The following is a 14,780-nucleotide window of genomic DNA, read 5'->3' as shown; positions in this document are numbered from 1 at the left end:
GGATGCGGCGGCGGAGCGGGCGGCGTCCCGGCGACCGGGCCCGCGGGGCGGGTGGCGGCCAGCCGCCCGGCGAGCTCGCCCGCGACCTCCCGCGCCGACCGGATCAGCAGCGAGCGGTCCAGCCGCCCGCCCCAGCGGCCCGACAGCAGCTCGGCGCCCTTGGGGTCGAGGGCCAGCCCGCCGAGGACGGTGACGTCCGGCGGCGGCGGTGGCCCCTGCCGCTCGCCCGGGTCCGCCGGACGGCCGCGGCCCCGCACCCCGGCGAGGATACGGTCGACCTCGGCGATCGAGCCGCGGAAGTCGCGCGGGTCGGCGAGCACGAGGACCCCGACGGGCGGCCCGCCGCGCAGCTCCGCCGTCAGCGCGGCGACGCGCTCGCGCAGGTGGGCGACCTGCTCCAGGGTGGCGCGGGTGAGCAGGACGACCAGGTCGGCCTCGTGCATCAGCTCGGCCAGCGGGGTGCCGGCGCCGAGCCGCCCGCAGTCGGCGAGCACGTCCACCGGGTCGAGGCCGGCGAACGCCCGGCCGAGCGGTCCCCACAGCCAGCTCATCGCCTGCGCCTGCTCGGCGTTGGTGGTCCCGACGAGCACGTCGAGGCCGCCGACGAGCCGCTGGCAGTGCTCGGCGATCTGGTCGGGCCGCAGGCCGCGGCGGGCGGTGGCGGCGAGGCTGAGCAGCCCGCGGGACGGGTTGAGCATCCCGCCGTCGGCGGCGTGGTCCCGGGGGCCGTCGCCGGTCTCCGCCGCGGCGGCGGGCAGCCGGTACACGAGGTCGCCGCCCGCCTGGTCGCACTCCGCGACCAGCACGGGACGCGGCCACACCGCACCGAGGGCGACCGCCGCGGTCGTGACGCCCGGCGCCCCCTTGTCGGCCGCGAGCGCGATGAGTGCCACGGTCAGTTACCGCCCGGACCCGGTGGCGTGCTCTCGCCCGCGCCCGGACCGCCGCCGCCCGGGACCTGCACGGTGCCGTCCGGGGGTTCCGCGCCGCCCTGGTTCCCGCCGGGCGCCGCGGGCGGCCGCGCACCGTCCGGGATCAGCGCGAGCGCGACCGCGCCGGCCGAGGCGGCCTGGGTCACCTGCGGCGCGTCGGACGGCGGGACGGCGACGTCGATGCTGGTCTGGTCGGAGCTCAGCCGGGTGCCGCCGAGCTCACCGCCGCTCCCGCCGGTTCCGCCGATGCCGAGCACGATGGCGTCCGCCGACAGGACGGTCCCGGCGCGCGGCCCGCCGTTCTGCCCGCCGCCGACCGCGTAGAGCGTGACGTGCCGGCCGACCTCGACGCCGCCGGACGGGAACTGGCCGGGCTTGAGCGCCAGCCCGACGACGAGGCGCCCGTTCTCCGGGGCGTTCTCCGCGACGATCATGGAGTTGGTCAGCAGCGCGCCGCGCACCAGCCGGACGGCGGCGACGTGCCGGGTGACCTTCGCGCGCTCCGACCAGCTGATGAACTGGATGCCGGTGTCGCCGACCTGCACCTCTTCGAGGGCGCTCTCCGGGATCTGCTGCCCGGCCGCGACCGGCTGCGCGATCCGGATCGCCGACACCCGCTCGCCGCTGGCCATCACGAGGTAGGCGCTGGCGAGCGCGCCGCCGAGGATGAGCAGCACCGCGAGCGCCGCGAGCGCGGGCTTGCGCTCCCGGGGGGACGCGGGAAGCCGCTGCCCCCCGGAGGTGCCGAGCCCCGAGCGGCCGAGGCCCGCGGCGCCGCCGGGCGAGCCCGCCGCGGCACCGCCGGACGGACCCGAGCCACCTCCGGCGAAGGTCGACTGGTTGGACTTCATCGCGCTGCCCACGCGCTCCTTCCCGCCCTTCCGCGACTCCCGTCCCCGGGTTCCGCGCATCACCGAGCGATCCATGCTTGCGGGGGCGGCAAGGTCCCGTCAATGGATTCGGTGAACGCGAGCCGCCCCATATCCGAAGCGACCGTGGTGACCTGCGAATTCACCGATCACATCGGTGCTTACCACCAGTCACACCAGTCACTGACCGCGGTGCGGGCACCTCCGGAGGGCCCGGTGGGTCAGGATTTCAGGCCGATGAGACGCCCCAGCAGCGTCATCGTGTGGTCGAAATAGGCGGCCCGGTCGTCCTCCACGGTATTGGCGAATTGCCCGAACAATTCGAAGCTCACCGTCCCGTACAGGCCGGCCCACGCCGTGAGGGCGCGGACGATCACCTCGTCCGGGGCGGCCAGGTCGACGGCGGCGCGCACCCGGGCCAGGTCCCCGGCGATCGAGGGCGGCGGTGCCGGCAGGGGCCCGGCCGGGTCGAGCGCGCCCGCCGCGTGCGCCTCCGCGACGATCCGCGCGAACACGACCGTGTCGCGGGCGGCGGCGGGGACGGTGGTGTCCGGCGCCTTGTAGCCGGGGACGGGCGATCCGTAGAGCAGCGCGTACTCGTGCGGGTGCGCCAGCGCCCACTCCCGGACGGCCCGGCACACGGCGAGCCAGCGCCCGGCGTGGCCGGGCGCCCCGGCCCCATCGGCCGTGCAGCGGGCGTCGGCCTGCTCCACGGCCGCGCCGACGGCGTTGTACCCGTCGATGATCAGTGCGGTCAGCAGGTCGTCGCGGCTCGGGAAGTACCGGTAGATCGCCGAGGACACCATGCCCATCTCCCGGGCGACCGCGCGCAGCGACAGGCCGGCCGCCCCCTCGGTGGCCAGCTGCCGCCTGGCGATCTCGGTGATCTCGCGGATCAGCTCCGCCCGGACCCGTTCCCGTGCCGTACGTCCAGCCATGGGCCGAGGTTAGCAGAGCACCACACTGAATCGAGAGCACTGCTCTTGACAACGCTGCTCTCAGAAGAGAGCATTGCTCTCGAAACAGAGCACCTATCCGAAGGAATGCCGGATGTTCGCCAAGGACCTCGCGACACTGCACGACGAGTACGCGCTGCGGAGACGCATCGACGACACCGCGCCGGTCACCAACTCGTCCGAGATCGTCATCGACGCCCCGGCGCAGCGGGTCTGGGAGGTCCTCGCCGACCTGCGCGGCTGGGAGACCTGGGCGCCGGGCTTCCGCGTCCGCTCGCTGGACGCCGTGGAACCGGGCCGGGAGTTCCGCTGGCGGCAGGACGGGACGCCGCTGCGCTCCCGGTTCGCCGTCGTCGACCCCGGGCGGGAGCTCAGCTGGACGGGCAGCGCCCTCGGCCTCTACCGGGCCGTGGACCGCATGGTCCTCACCGCGGAGGACGGACGCACCCGGGTGGTTCTCCAGGAGTCGTTCGACGGCCCGCTCGCCCGGCTCGTCTACGGGGAGCGCAAGCTCCGCGCGTCGCACGAGACCCGGCTGGCCGCGCTGAAGTCCCACATCGAGAACCGCTGACCAACGCGACGCGCACCATCGCGACGCAGACAGGAGACAACGATGGGCAGGCACGTGATCGTCGGAGCCGGGCAGGTCGGCGCGCATCTCGCCGAGCGGCTCACCAGGAGCGGCCACGACGTCGTCGTCGTGACGCGGTCGGGTTCCGGGCCGGAGGGGGTCGAGCGGGTCGCGGCCGACGCCGCCGACCGGGACCGGCTCACCCGGATCGCCGGGGGCGCCGACGCGCTCTACAACTGCGTGAACCCGCGCTACCACCGCTGGACGCGGGACTGGCCGCCGATGGCCGCGTCCTTCCTCGGCGCGGCCGAGGACACCGGCGCCGTCCTGGTCACGCTCAGCAACCTGTACGGCTACGGGCCGGTGGACGGGCCGATGACCGAGGACCTGCCGCTCGCCGCCACGGGCGTCAAGGGCCGGGTGCGCGCGGCGATGTGGCGGGACGCCCTGGCCGCACACCGGGCGGGCCGGATCCGGATGACCGAGCTGCGGCCCTCCGACTACTACGGCCCCGGCAGCACCGACCAGGCGTACCTCGGCGAGGACCGGTTCGTGCGGCCGCTGCTGGCGGGCGAGCGCGTCCGGTTCCTCAGCGACCCGGCCGTTCCGCACGCCTGGACGTACACGCCGGACGTCGCCGAGGCCCTCGCCGTCGCCGGGACCGACGAACGCGCACTGGGGCGGGCCTGGCACGTCCCGACCGGGCCCGCCGTCTCCCCGGTGCGCGTCGCCGAGCGGCTGTGCGAGATCGCCGGCGCGCCCGCCCCGCGCATCACGACGGTGCCGCGCCCGCTCTTCCACGCGCTCGGGGCCGTCTCGCCGATGCTGCGGGAACTGCGGGAGACCCGCTACCAGTTCGACAGGCCGTACATCCTGGACTCATCGGCCTTCGAGTCCACGTTCGGGATGGCGCCGACGCCGCTCGACGACGCCCTCACGGCCGTCGTCGCCGCCCACCGGGAGCTCCGGCCCGCGGGTAACTAAGCTGAGCGCGACCGTCCCGGCGACGTCGGAGGCTCTGATGCGGATCTCGTTCACGGCGCTGACCGGCGGAGGACCGCGCGACGTCGTGATGGACGTCGACGCCGAGGCCACCGTGGACGGGGTCGCGCGGTCGCTCGCCGCCCTGCTCGACGGGCGGGCACCGGTGGCCGCGCCGCCGCGGTCCGCCGCGGCACCGCGCTACTCGAAGGACGCCCTGCGCTCCGCGGGCGGGCCCGGCCCCCGGCGCGGGCCCGGCCCCCGAGCGCCGCGGGCGCTGTGGCTGGACGGGCGGATGCTCGACCCGCAGGCCCTCGCCGTCAAGGAGCTCCGGGACGGCGCCGTCGTGGCGGTCGAGCGGCACGGGGCCGCCGCCACCGTGCTCAGCGAGCCGACCGGGCTGGTCGAGGTCCGGGTCGCCGGCGGCCCGGCCGCCGGGTCGGTGCACCGCCTCGGCCTCGGGGTCTCGACCCTCGGCTCCGGGCGGAACGTGGACGTCGTGCTGGACGACCCGTCGGTCCCGGCGCGGTCGCTGCGGCTCACGGTCGGGCGCGAGATCGTCGAGATCGAGGCGTCCGCGCTGACGGCGGAGGGAGGCGCCACGCTGGACGGGGCGCCGCTCGCGGGCAAGGCGACGTGGCCGCCGGGAGCGCCGCTGTCGCTGGGGTCGAGCGTCCTGGCGCTCGCGCCGAGCACCGCCCCGGACGCCCATCTGGTGCCGCTGCCGGACGGCGGCCTGGCCTTCGACCGGCCGCCCCGGACGCCGCCGCAGGAGCGGGCCCGGCGGCTGGCGGTGCCGGAACGTCCCGACCGGGGCCCGCGCGAGCTGCTCCGGCCCTCCTTCCGGAGGTCGCGGAAGGAGTACCAGCGGAGGTCGGGCGAGTTCGACGGCGAGGTGGAGCGGCTGCGGCGCCAGGACGAGGCGGAGCGGCGGGCCCTGCACCCCGACCCCGCGGAGGTGCTGCTGACCGCGACCGGTCCGCGGCGGCGGCTGTGGGAACGCCGCCGCGACGATCCCGACGTGCTCGACCTCCGGGCCGGTCTCGCCGACCGGCCGGCCCGCATCGAACTCACCGGCGGCGACGCCGGTCTCGCGGTTCCGGTCGCGCGGCAGGTGCCGGTGGTGTTCCCGCTCGCGGACCTGGGCGTCATCGGGCTGGCCGGGCCGCGGCCGGCGTCCCGCGCGCTGGCCCGCTGGATGGTCGCGCAGAGCGCCGTCCTGCACGGCCCCCGCGACCTCGCCGTGGTCGTCCTGTCCGCCGACCGGGACGCCGGGGACGAGTGGAACTGGGTGCGCTGGCTGCCGCACTGCGCGCCCCGCGAGGGCGAGGACTGCGTCGCCCTGGTCGGCACCGACTCCGAGTCGGCCGCGCGCCGCGTCACCGAACTGGCGATGCGGGTGACGGAACGGCGGCGCCTCGGCACCGTCCCGTACAACGTCCTGATCGTCCTGGACGGCGCGCAGGCGCTCCGCCGCGTGCCGGGGATGCCGATGCTCCTGTCGCGCGGGCCCGAGTTCGGCCTGTACGCCGTCTGCGTCGACGACGAGGAACGCCTCCTCCCCGAGGAATGCCGCGCCATGGCCGCGTGGGATCCGCGGCAGGCGCCGATGATCTGGCTCCGGCAGGGGCTGGACGTCCTGGGACCCGTCCTGGCCGACCAGGTCTCGGCGAGCTGGGCCGAACGGGTCGCGCGGGCGCTCGCCCCGATCCGGGACCTGGCGCGCGAGGACGCCGCGGACCCCGCCCCGTCCGAGGTGCGGCTCCTGGACCTCCTCGGCATGCCGGACCCGACCGCCGAGCACGTCCTGCGGTCCTGGACGCGCACGGGCGGCCGGACCGCCCGGGTCCCGATCGGGATCGGCCCGGACGGGCCCATGGCGCCCCACGAGATCGACCTGTGCGCCGACGGGCCGCACGCCCTCGTCGCGGGAGCGTCCGGCGCGGGTACGTCGGAGCTGCTGCGTACCCTCGTCGCGTCCCTCGCCGTCGCGAACCGCCCCGACGAGCTGACGTTCGTCCTCATCGACCACATGGGCCGCGACCCCGAGGGCGGGGGCGTGTTCGAGGAGTGCGCCCGCCTCCCGCACACCGTCAGCGTGGTCACCGAGCTGGACGAGCACGCCGCCGAGCGGGCCCTGGAGTCCCTCACCGCCGAGCTCCGCCACCGCGAGGAGGCCCTGCTCGAAGCGGAAGTGGAGGGCGTCACCGGCTACGACGAGCTGCGCGCCGCGGGGCGGGACCTGCCGCCGCTGCCGCGCCTGGTCATCGTCGTCGCCGAGGTCGCCGCCCTGGCCGCCGAACTGCCGGAGTTCGTCGCGGACCTCACCGGGATCGCGCGCCGCGGACGGCCCCTCGGCGTCCACCTCGTCCTCGCCACGCGACGGCCCGATCTCGTCACCGACGACATCCGCGCCGGCGCCGACCTGCGCATCGCGCTCCGCGTCGGCGACCCGGAGGCGGCCACCGGCGTGCTCGGCTCGGCCGAGGCCGCGCGGATCTCCAGATCGACCCCTGGCCGCTGCTACATCCGCTCCGGCGCGCAGGAACCGCAGCGCGTGCAGGCCGCCCGGATCGGGGGGCCGCGCCCCGGTACCGGCGCCGCCGACCACCGCCCTGCCGTCCTGCCGCTCCCCTGGCAGGATCTCGGCCACCCGGTGCCCGACCCGCGCGAAGCGCGCCGCGACGCGGACATCGCCACCGACCTCGGCGTCCTCGTGCAGGCCGTCGACGAGGCCGCCCGCCGGGCGGGCATCGCCCGCGGGCCGTCCCCGTGGCTGAACCCGCTGCCGGAACGGATCACGCTGACCCCCCGGACCGCCGCCGGCGGCTCCGTCGTGGACGTCCCGCCGGTCCCGTTCGGCGTCACCGACCTGCCCGCCGTCCAGTCCCGCGAGCCGCTCGCCCTCGACCTCGGCGGCGGCGGGCACCTCTACCTCGCCGGGTCCGCGCGGTCGGGCCGCTCCACCGCGCTGCGCACCATCGCCGGGTCCGTCGCCGGCGCCTGCTCCCCCTACGACGTGCACCTGTACGCCGTCGACTGCGGCGCGAACGCCCTGCTGCCGCTCGGCTCCCTCCCGCACTGCGGCGCCGTCGTCGCCCGCGACCAGCCCGGCCGCTGCGAACGGCTCCTCGCCGCGCTGACCGCCGAGGTCGCCCGGCGCCGCCGGCTGCTCGCCGAGGCCGGGTTCGCGTCCCTCACCGAGCAGCGCGCCGCCGTCGCCGCCACCGACCGCCTCCCCTGGATGGTGCTGCTCCTCGACCGCTGGGACGGATTCCTCGCCGCGTTCGAGCGGCACGACCACGGCCGCCTCGTCGAGCAGGTCGTGCGGCTGCTCCGCGAGGGCGCCGCCGTCGGGCTGCGCGCCGTCTTCACCGGTGACCGCTCCGGCCTCGGCGGGCAGCTCGCCACCGTCGTCGACCGCCGCCTCCTGCTCCGCATGGCGGACCCGAACGACTACGGCTACGGCGGCCTGCGGGACCGGCAGGTCCCCGCCGCGATGCCGCCGGGACGCGCCCTCGAACCCGCCGCGGCCGGCTCGCCGCCGCGCGTCTCGCAGATCGGCGTGCTCGGGGACGACCCGTCGGGTGCGGCGCAGGCCGCCGTCCTGCAGGAGATCGCGCGTGCCTGCGTGTCCCGGTACGGGCGGCTGCCGCGCCGCCAGCGTCCCCTGCGCGTGGACGAGCTGCCCGTCCGCGTCACCTACCGCGAGGCGATGTCGCTGGACCCCGACTTCCTCGCCCCGTCGGCCCTGTGGGCCCTCGTCGGCGTGGGCGGGGACACCCTCGCCCCCGCGGGCGTCGACCTCCTCGCCGAGGGGCCGGGCTTCACCGTCGCCGGGCCGCCGCGCTCCGGGCGCTCCACGACGCTCCGGACGATCGCCCACTCGCTCCTCGACCCCGCCGTCGGCGGCGGTCTCGTGCCCGTCGTCCTCGTCACGCCGCGCCGCTCCCCGCTGCGGCTGCTGTCCGGGCACCCGGGCGTCCTCGGCGTCCTCACCCGCGACTCCGGCGCCGCCGACCTCACCGGGGCGATCGGCGACGAGCACCGCTACGCCGTCATCGTGGACGACGCGGAACTCCTCGACGGGGAGGGGCTCGGCGCCGCCCTCCGCGACGTGCTGCGGACCGCCCGGGACGGGGAGCACGCCGTCGTCATCGCCGGCACCACCGCCGGCCTCGGCCGGGAACGAGGGGACGGGCACGGCGACCCCAAGTACGGGGACCCTAAGCACGGCGACCCCAAGCACGGGGACTTCGTGTCGGACGTCGCCCGTTCCCGCTCCGGAGTGCTGCTGTCCGTCGAGTCGCCCGAGGACGGCGGCCTGTTCGGCCTCCGGCTCCCCCGCAACACCCCGCCGGGCGGCCCCACCGGCCGCGGCGTCTTCGTGGCCGCGGGCCGCACCGCGCAGATCCAGGTGGCGCTCCCGCCGCCCGCCGCCGACGCGTGAGCGGCCCCGGGAAATGATGCGGGCCCCGGCCTCGGGGGGATGGGCCGGGACCCGCGGCTCGGTTTTGCACACCCGGGCCGAAGAATGGAGCCTATTCCTCGACACCGCGGAGCGGAAAAGGCTCGTTACGAGCGCCAGCCTACGCCGCCTCGATCACGTTCTTCCAGAGCCGGTGCGCCGAACCCCCGGCCACGGGGCGTTTCCGGGGTGTCCCGGCCCGTCCGGATGTGGCCATACCGGTATTCCCCGCGAGCGCACACCTGCCTTGTGACGAGGGTAAACACCGCCGGTCAGAATGCCCGAGCGCACGCTTTCGCGCCCATTGGGAAAAGTGCCCGGTGACCCGCCGGTCAGCGGGCCGGCGCGAAGGGGTCGTTCACCGGGCGCGCGTCCGCGTCGAGCACGCGCTCGGCGACCAACGTGATCTGCTGGCCCCGAGTCTGGAAGACGAACCGGCGCCGCACCGACTGGGTGACCTTGCCGCTGCCGTAGCGGACGACCGTGTTCTCGACCGCCTCCAGCGTGATGCGGTCGCCCTTCCGGACGGCGTGCCCGCCGTCGAGGCTCGTGCGGGCGCCCGTGTAGGCGGGACCGCCCTCCACGGGAGCGCGGTTGCGGTTCTGCAGCTCGCGCACCGCCCGTTCCTGGGAGCGCGCGAGCCGCGGGGAGATCCGGACGCCGTACACCTCGCGGGGCGCGGGCGCGTGGTCGCGGTGGTGCTTCAGGACGAGCGCCTGCGAACGGTGCCGCAGCAGCGTGCCGGCGGCGATCGTGAGCTGGCGGGTGACGTCGGCGTCCACGTCGGGGTCCACCCGCCGGACGGCGGACGAGGGAGCCAGCAGGCAGGCGGCCAGGGCGAACACCAGGCCGGCCCGGAGCCACGGGCGCACCATCGGCCTCTCCCGCTGATAAGAGGCGAGCAGATTCGTGCCGAAGAGTACACCCGTCAGGCCCTGCGGGAGCGGGGAAACGGGGACCGGTGCGCGGCCCCGGCGGCCGGGGCCGCGAGCCCCGCGCGGGACGTCCCGCACGGGCGCCGCGGCCCGATAAGGAGGGGCTTACGAAAACCCGAAACGTCCGTTATCTAGACTGCGCGTGCGAGGTTAGGGAGGAGACCCACGTGCGCAAGGTCCTGATCGCCAACCGCGGAGAGATCGCGGTTCGTATTGCCCGAGCCTGCCGTGATGCGGGCCTGGCCAGTGTGGCGGTGTACGCCGAACCCGATCTGGAGGCGCTGCACGTTCGGGTCGCCGACGAGGCGTTCGCCCTGGGTGGGCAGTCCGCGGCCGAGAGCTACCTGGACATCGAGAAGCTGCTGAAGGTCGCCGCCGACACCGGCGCCGACGCCGTCCACCCCGGCTACGGGTTCCTGGCGGAGAACGCCGACTTCGCCGCGGCCGTGCAGAACGCCGGGCTGACCTGGATCGGCCCGCCGCCCGAGGCGATCACCGCGCTGGGCGACAAGGTGCAGGCGCGGCACATCGCGCAGAAGGTCGGCGCGCCGCTGGTCGCCGGGACCAAGGACCCGGTGTCGGGCGCGGACGAGGTCGTCGCGTTCGCGGAGGAGCACGGCCTGCCGATCGCGATCAAGGCGGCGTACGGCGGCGGCGGACGCGGGCTCAAGGTCGCGCGGACGCTGGACGAGGTGCCCGAGCTGTACGAGTCCGCCGTCCGGGAGGCCGTGGGCGCGTTCGGGCGCGGCGAGTGCTTCGTGGAGCGGTACCTCGACAGGCCGCGGCACGTCGAGACCCAGTGCCTCGCCGACAGGCACGGCAACGTCGTCGTCGTGTCCACCCGCGACTGCTCGCTCCAGCGGCGCCACCAGAAGCTCGTCGAGGAGGCCCCGGCGCCGTATCTGACCGACGAGCAGGTCGAGCTGCTGTACAGCTCGTCCAAGGCCATCCTCAAGGAGGCCGGCTACGTCGGCGCGGGCACGTGCGAGTTCCTCGTCGGCCAGGACGGGACCATCTCGTTCCTTGAGGTCAACACCCGCCTCCAGGTGGAGCACCCGGTCACCGAGGAGGTCGCCGGGGTCGACCTCGTCCGGGAGATGTTCCGCATCGCCGACGGCGAGGAACTCGGGTACGGCGACCCGGAGCTGCGCGGGCACTCGATCGAGTTCCGGCTGAACGCCGAGGACGCCGGGCGCGGGTTCCTGCCCGCGGTCGGCACGCTGACCGAGTGGGAGCCGCCCACCGGCCCCGGGGTCCGGCTGGACACCGGCTACGGCGCCGGGCAGACCGTCCCGCAGGCGTTCGACTCGCTGATCGCCAAGCTGATCGTGACGGGCGCGACGCGCCGCCAGGCCGTCGAGCGGTCCCGCCGCGCGCTGGCCGAGTTCGCCATCGGCGGGATGCCGACCGTCCTGCCGTTCCACCGGGCGGTCCTGGACGACCCGGCGTTCGTCCCCGAGGACGACGCGACGCCGTTCTCCGTCCACACCCGGTGGATCGAGACCGAGTTCGACAACCGTATCCCGCCGTACGAGACGCCCGCCGCCGGAGACGAGGCGGACGAGGGCGAGCGGGAGCGCGTCACGGTGGAGGTCGGCGGCCGGCGCATCGAGGTCGTGCTGCCCGCGGGCCTCGGCGCGTCCGCGCCCGCCGGCGGCGCCCAGCCCGCCAGGCGGCGCGGGGCGAAGAAGGGCGGCGGCGCCCAGGCGTCCGGCGACTCCCTGGTCAGCCCGATGCAGGGCACCATCGTCAAGGTCGTCGTCGAGGACGGCGCGACCGTGGAGGCCGGCGACACCGTCGTGGTCCTGGAGGCGATGAAGATGGAGCAGCCGATCACCGCGCACAAGCCGGGGACGCTCACCGGCCTGACCGCCGAGGTGGGCCAGAGCGTCTCCTCCGGCGCCGTCATCTGCGAGATCAAGGACAGCTGAGCCGGAACCCGTCCGTCCCGCCCGCGGCGCGGGGACGGACGGGTTCCGGCCCTGGCCACACCCCCGTTTACGGCCTGGGGTGTGCTCCCCATGCGCCCAGACCGCAAATCAGTCGCTGGGATGAAGCGAATCCGGCTTTCACGTGGGCAGACTGGGAGCATGAGCACCGAGATCCGGGCCATCCGGGCGGCACGCCGGGGCGCCGTCTCGGCGATCATCGCCGCCGTCGCCTTGCCGGCGTTCGCCTTCACCGCCCCCGCACAGGCCGCCACGGGACAGCCCGCCACCACACAGACAGCCACCGAGTCAGCCACCGTCCAGACCACCGGGACCCAGACCACGGGCACCCAGACCACGGGCACCCAGACCACCGGCACCCGGACATCGACGATCCGCACCGCGGCCGCCGCGCCGGCGGCCGACACCGTCGGCCAGATCGCCAAGGGCCTCATGGATTCGCGGCTCTACGTGACGAGCGGGGCCGGTGACGTCCTTTCCGCGGCCGACCAGAACGAGGTCAGGAACGCGCTGGCCGGCGCGTCCGACGCCGACATCCGCGCGGTCGTCGTGAGCGACGACGTGTCCAGCGCCGAGGTGGGGCAGATGCTCAAGGCCGTCGCGAACCGCGTCGGCGAGGGCGAGACCTACCTGGCCGTCACCGCCGACGGCACCCGGATGAGCGGGATCTCGAAGAAGCTGAGCAGCACCGAGATCAACCAGCTCGTCACCCGCACCAACGGCGTGCCGCTCAAGGACCGGCTCGTCCAGTTCAGCGACCTGGCCGAGAAGAAGGCGGACGAGAAGGCCCGGTCGACCGCGATCGGCGGCTTCGTCATGCTCAGCGTGCTGATCCTGCTGGCCGCGGGCGTGACGGGTCTGTTCCTCGTCTCCCGCCAGCGGCAGCGCGTCCGCGCGGAGCAGGAGATGGCCGACCTCAAGAACGGCGTGCAGGAGGACGTCACCCTCCTGGGCGAGGACATCGCGCACCTCGACCTCGACGTCATGGACAAGGAACTCCAACCCGAGATCCGCTCCGACTACGAGCACGCCATGAACTCCTACGACGAGGCCAAGCGGGCGACCGAACGCGCCAGGCGGCCGCAGGACATGCAGGAGGTCACGACCGCCCTTGAGGACGGCCGGTACTACATGACCGCGACGCGCGCCCGCCTCGCCGGCGAGCCCGTGCCCGAACGGCGTGCGCCCTGCTTCTTCAACCCGCAGCACGGCCCCTCGGCGAAGGACGTCCTGTGGGCGCCTCCGGGCGGAACGGCGCGGTCGGTCCCGGCCTGCGCGGCCGACGCGGAGGCGCTCCGGCACGGGGCGGACCCGGACGTCCGGATGGTCCCGTACGGCGGCGGACGGCGCCCCTACTGGGACGCGGGCCCCGCGTACGGTCCCTACGCCGGCGGCTACTACCGCGGCTACGGCGGTGTCGACATGCTCAGCGGCCTGATGGTCGGCACCATGCTCGGCTCGATGATGGGCGGCTTCGGCGGTTACGGCGGGGGCGACGCCATGGGCGGCTTCGGCGGGGACGGCGGCGACGTCGGCGGCGGCTGGGACTTCGGCAGCGGCGACTTCGGCGGCGGAGGCTTCGGCGACTTCGGCGGCTTCTGACCCGGGGCCGGTGCTCCTCGACCGCCGCGCACGGACTCGCTCCGCGGTGCGGATGGCCGAGCACGCCTGCTGACGGGCGCGCCCGTCAGTAGGCGTGCTCGGTCATGAGCCTTCTGGACGCCTCGGTGATGCTGCCCGACAGCGACGGGTAGACCGCGAACGTCTGCGCCACCTGGTTGACGGTGAGGTGCTGCTGGACGGCCAGCGACACGCCCAGGATCAGCTCGCTGGCCCGCGGCGCCACGATGACGCCGCCGAGGATGATCCCCGTGGACGGGCGGCAGAACAGCTTCACGAAGCCGTCCTCGAAGCCCTGCATCTTCGCTCGCGCGTTCGTGAACAGCGGCAGCATGACCGTCCGGGCGTTGACGTCGCCCGAGTCGACCATCTGCTGCGTCACGCCGACCGACGCGACCTCCGGGTCGGTGAAGATGTTGGACGCGACCCAGCCGAGCTTGAGCGGCTGTACCGCCTCCCCCAGCGCGTGCCACATGGCGATGCGCCCCTGCATGCCCGCCACGGACGCGAGCATCAGGATGCCGGTGCAGTCGCCGGAGGCGTAGATGTTCGGGACGGACGTCCGCGACACCTTGTCGACCTCCACGAAGCCGCGCGGGTCGCAGCGGACGCCGACGTCCTCCAGGCCGATGCCCGTGGTGTTCGGCACCATCCCGACGGTCATCAGGCAGTGCGTGCCCTCGACCTTCGTCCCGTCCTCCAGCGTGACGATCACCCCGTTGCCCGACCGCTCCACGCCCGCGGCCCTGGACCGCGACATGACGTTCATCCCGCGCCGCAGGAAGACCTCCTGCAGGACGGCCGCCGCGTCGGCGTCCTCCGTCGGCAGGATCCGGTCGCGTGACGACACCAGCGTGACCCGCGACCCCAGCGCCTGGTAGGCCCCGGCCAGCTCCGCGCCCGTCACGCCGGACCCGACGACGATCAGGTCCTCGGGGAGCTCCGGCAGGTCGTAGAGCTGCCGCCAGTCCAGGATGCGCTCGCCGTCCGGTTCGGCCCCGGGCAGGATGCGCGGTGTCGCACCGGTCGCGACCAGGACGATGTCGGCCCGGATGCGGCGGTCGCCGACCGCGACGAGGTGCGGCTCCAGCAGCCGGGCCTCCCCCCGGACGATCTTGACCTCCTCGTAGGCGAGCCGTTCGGCGACGTCGAACGACTGGGCACGCGCGAGGTCCTTGACGCGCTTGTTCACGGTGGCGAGGTCGGCCTCAAGGGCCCCGACGATCCCGTCCGGGCCGCCGTTGAAGCGCAGGCCGAGGCCCGCCGACTCCGACATGACCGAGATGCGGGTCGAGGTGGCGATGAGCGTCTTGGAGGGCACGCAGTCGGTGAGCACGCAGGCGCCGCCGGGACCGTCCCGTTCGATGACGGTCACGTCGGCGCCGAGCTGCGCCGCGACGAGCGCGGCCTCGTAACCGCCCGGGCCTCCTCCGATGATCACGATGCGGGTCACATCTTCCATTCTTTCCTACTCCCGGCAGTGAAATGTCCAGCCCCGG

10 protein-coding genes are annotated in these 14,780 nt (G+C 75.0%); 5 read left to right on the top strand and 5 right to left on the bottom strand.

Annotated features, from left to right (window positions below):
- The 3 genes from E1289_RS17890 to E1289_RS17880 form a co-directional block, all read right to left on the bottom strand.
- On the bottom strand, positions 1-893 hold an 893-nt coding region (locus E1289_RS17890), incomplete at its 3' end, for a hypothetical protein (RefSeq protein WP_131981544.1).
- Between the two features lie 2 nt (positions 894-895).
- The gene (locus E1289_RS17885) at positions 896-1,795 is read right to left on the bottom strand and encodes a hypothetical protein (RefSeq protein WP_207929021.1); all 900 of its coding nucleotides are present in this window, start codon (positions 1,793-1,795) and stop codon (positions 896-898) included.
- A 227-nt stretch (positions 1,796-2,022) separates the two neighbouring features.
- Entirely contained in the window at positions 2,023-2,739 is a 717-nt protein-coding gene (locus E1289_RS17880) for a TetR/AcrR family transcriptional regulator (RefSeq protein WP_131981542.1), read from the bottom strand.
- Positions 2,740-2,851: 112 nt separating this feature from the next.
- On the opposite strand from E1289_RS17880, the gene E1289_RS17875 reads away from it, so the two are divergent.
- From E1289_RS17875 to E1289_RS17865, 3 genes are read left to right on the top strand one after another with little or no spacing between them, the layout of a single operon-like run.
- On the top strand, positions 2,852-3,328 hold the full coding sequence (locus E1289_RS17875; RefSeq protein WP_131981540.1) for an SRPBCC domain-containing protein: 477 nt from the start codon (positions 2,852-2,854) through the stop codon (positions 3,326-3,328).
- Between the two features lie 42 nt (positions 3,329-3,370).
- Complete coding sequence (locus E1289_RS17870; protein WP_131981538.1) at positions 3,371-4,312, top strand: NAD-dependent epimerase/dehydratase family protein; 942 nt, start codon at positions 3,371-3,373, stop codon at positions 4,310-4,312.
- 37 nt (positions 4,313-4,349) lie between these two features.
- Positions 4,350-8,759, top strand: coding sequence for an FtsK/SpoIIIE domain-containing protein (locus E1289_RS17865; RefSeq protein WP_131981536.1), 4,410 nt, complete (start codon positions 4,350-4,352; stop codon positions 8,757-8,759).
- Positions 8,760-9,109: 350 nt separating this feature from the next.
- On the opposite strand, the gene E1289_RS17860 is transcribed toward E1289_RS17865, so the two are convergent.
- Positions 9,110-9,652, bottom strand: coding sequence for a hypothetical protein (locus E1289_RS17860; RefSeq protein ID WP_131981534.1), 543 nt, complete (start codon positions 9,650-9,652; stop codon positions 9,110-9,112).
- Between the two features lie 227 nt (positions 9,653-9,879).
- Between E1289_RS17860 and E1289_RS17855 the strand changes: the two genes are divergently transcribed.
- Positions 9,880-11,643 (top strand): biotin carboxylase N-terminal domain-containing protein, encoded by a 1,764-nt coding sequence (locus E1289_RS17855; protein ID WP_131981532.1) that lies wholly within the window; start codon positions 9,880-9,882, stop codon positions 11,641-11,643.
- A 159-nt stretch (positions 11,644-11,802) separates the two neighbouring features.
- Positions 11,803-13,263 (top strand): hypothetical protein, encoded by a 1,461-nt coding sequence (locus tag E1289_RS17845; protein ID WP_243712893.1) that lies wholly within the window; start codon positions 11,803-11,805, stop codon positions 13,261-13,263.
- 85 nt (positions 13,264-13,348) lie between these two features.
- Here E1289_RS17845 and E1289_RS17840 read toward each other — a convergent pair whose 3' ends face one another.
- The gene (locus E1289_RS17840; RefSeq protein WP_131981546.1) at positions 13,349-14,734 is read right to left on the bottom strand and encodes an NAD(P)H-quinone dehydrogenase; all 1,386 of its coding nucleotides are present in this window, start codon (positions 14,732-14,734) and stop codon (positions 13,349-13,351) included.
- Positions 14,735-14,780: the final 46 nt, after the last annotated feature.

Source organism: Actinomadura sp. 6K520 (assembly GCF_004349245.1).
Classification (GTDB): domain Bacteria; phylum Actinomycetota; class Actinomycetes; order Streptosporangiales; family Streptosporangiaceae; genus Spirillospora.
This window is presented reverse-complemented; position numbering and strand designations above follow the sequence as displayed.

Coding starts and splice junctions, on each gene's coding strand:
- E1289_RS17880 (WP_131981542.1), bottom strand. CDS start 2,739: ATGGCTGGACGTACGGCACGGGAACGGGTCCGGGCGGAGCTGATCCGC.
- E1289_RS17875 (WP_131981540.1), top strand. CDS start 2,852: ATGTTCGCCAAGGACCTCGCGACACTGCACGACGAGTACGCGCTGCGG.
- E1289_RS17870 (WP_131981538.1), top strand. CDS start 3,371: ATGGGCAGGCACGTGATCGTCGGAGCCGGGCAGGTCGGCGCGCATCTC.
- E1289_RS17865 (WP_131981536.1), top strand. CDS start 4,350: ATGCGGATCTCGTTCACGGCGCTGACCGGCGGAGGACCGCGCGACGTC.
- E1289_RS17860 (WP_131981534.1), bottom strand. CDS start 9,652: ATGGTGCGCCCGTGGCTCCGGGCCGGCCTGGTGTTCGCCCTGGCCGCC.
- E1289_RS17845 (WP_243712893.1), top strand. CDS start 11,803: ATGAGCACCGAGATCCGGGCCATCCGGGCGGCACGCCGGGGCGCCGTC.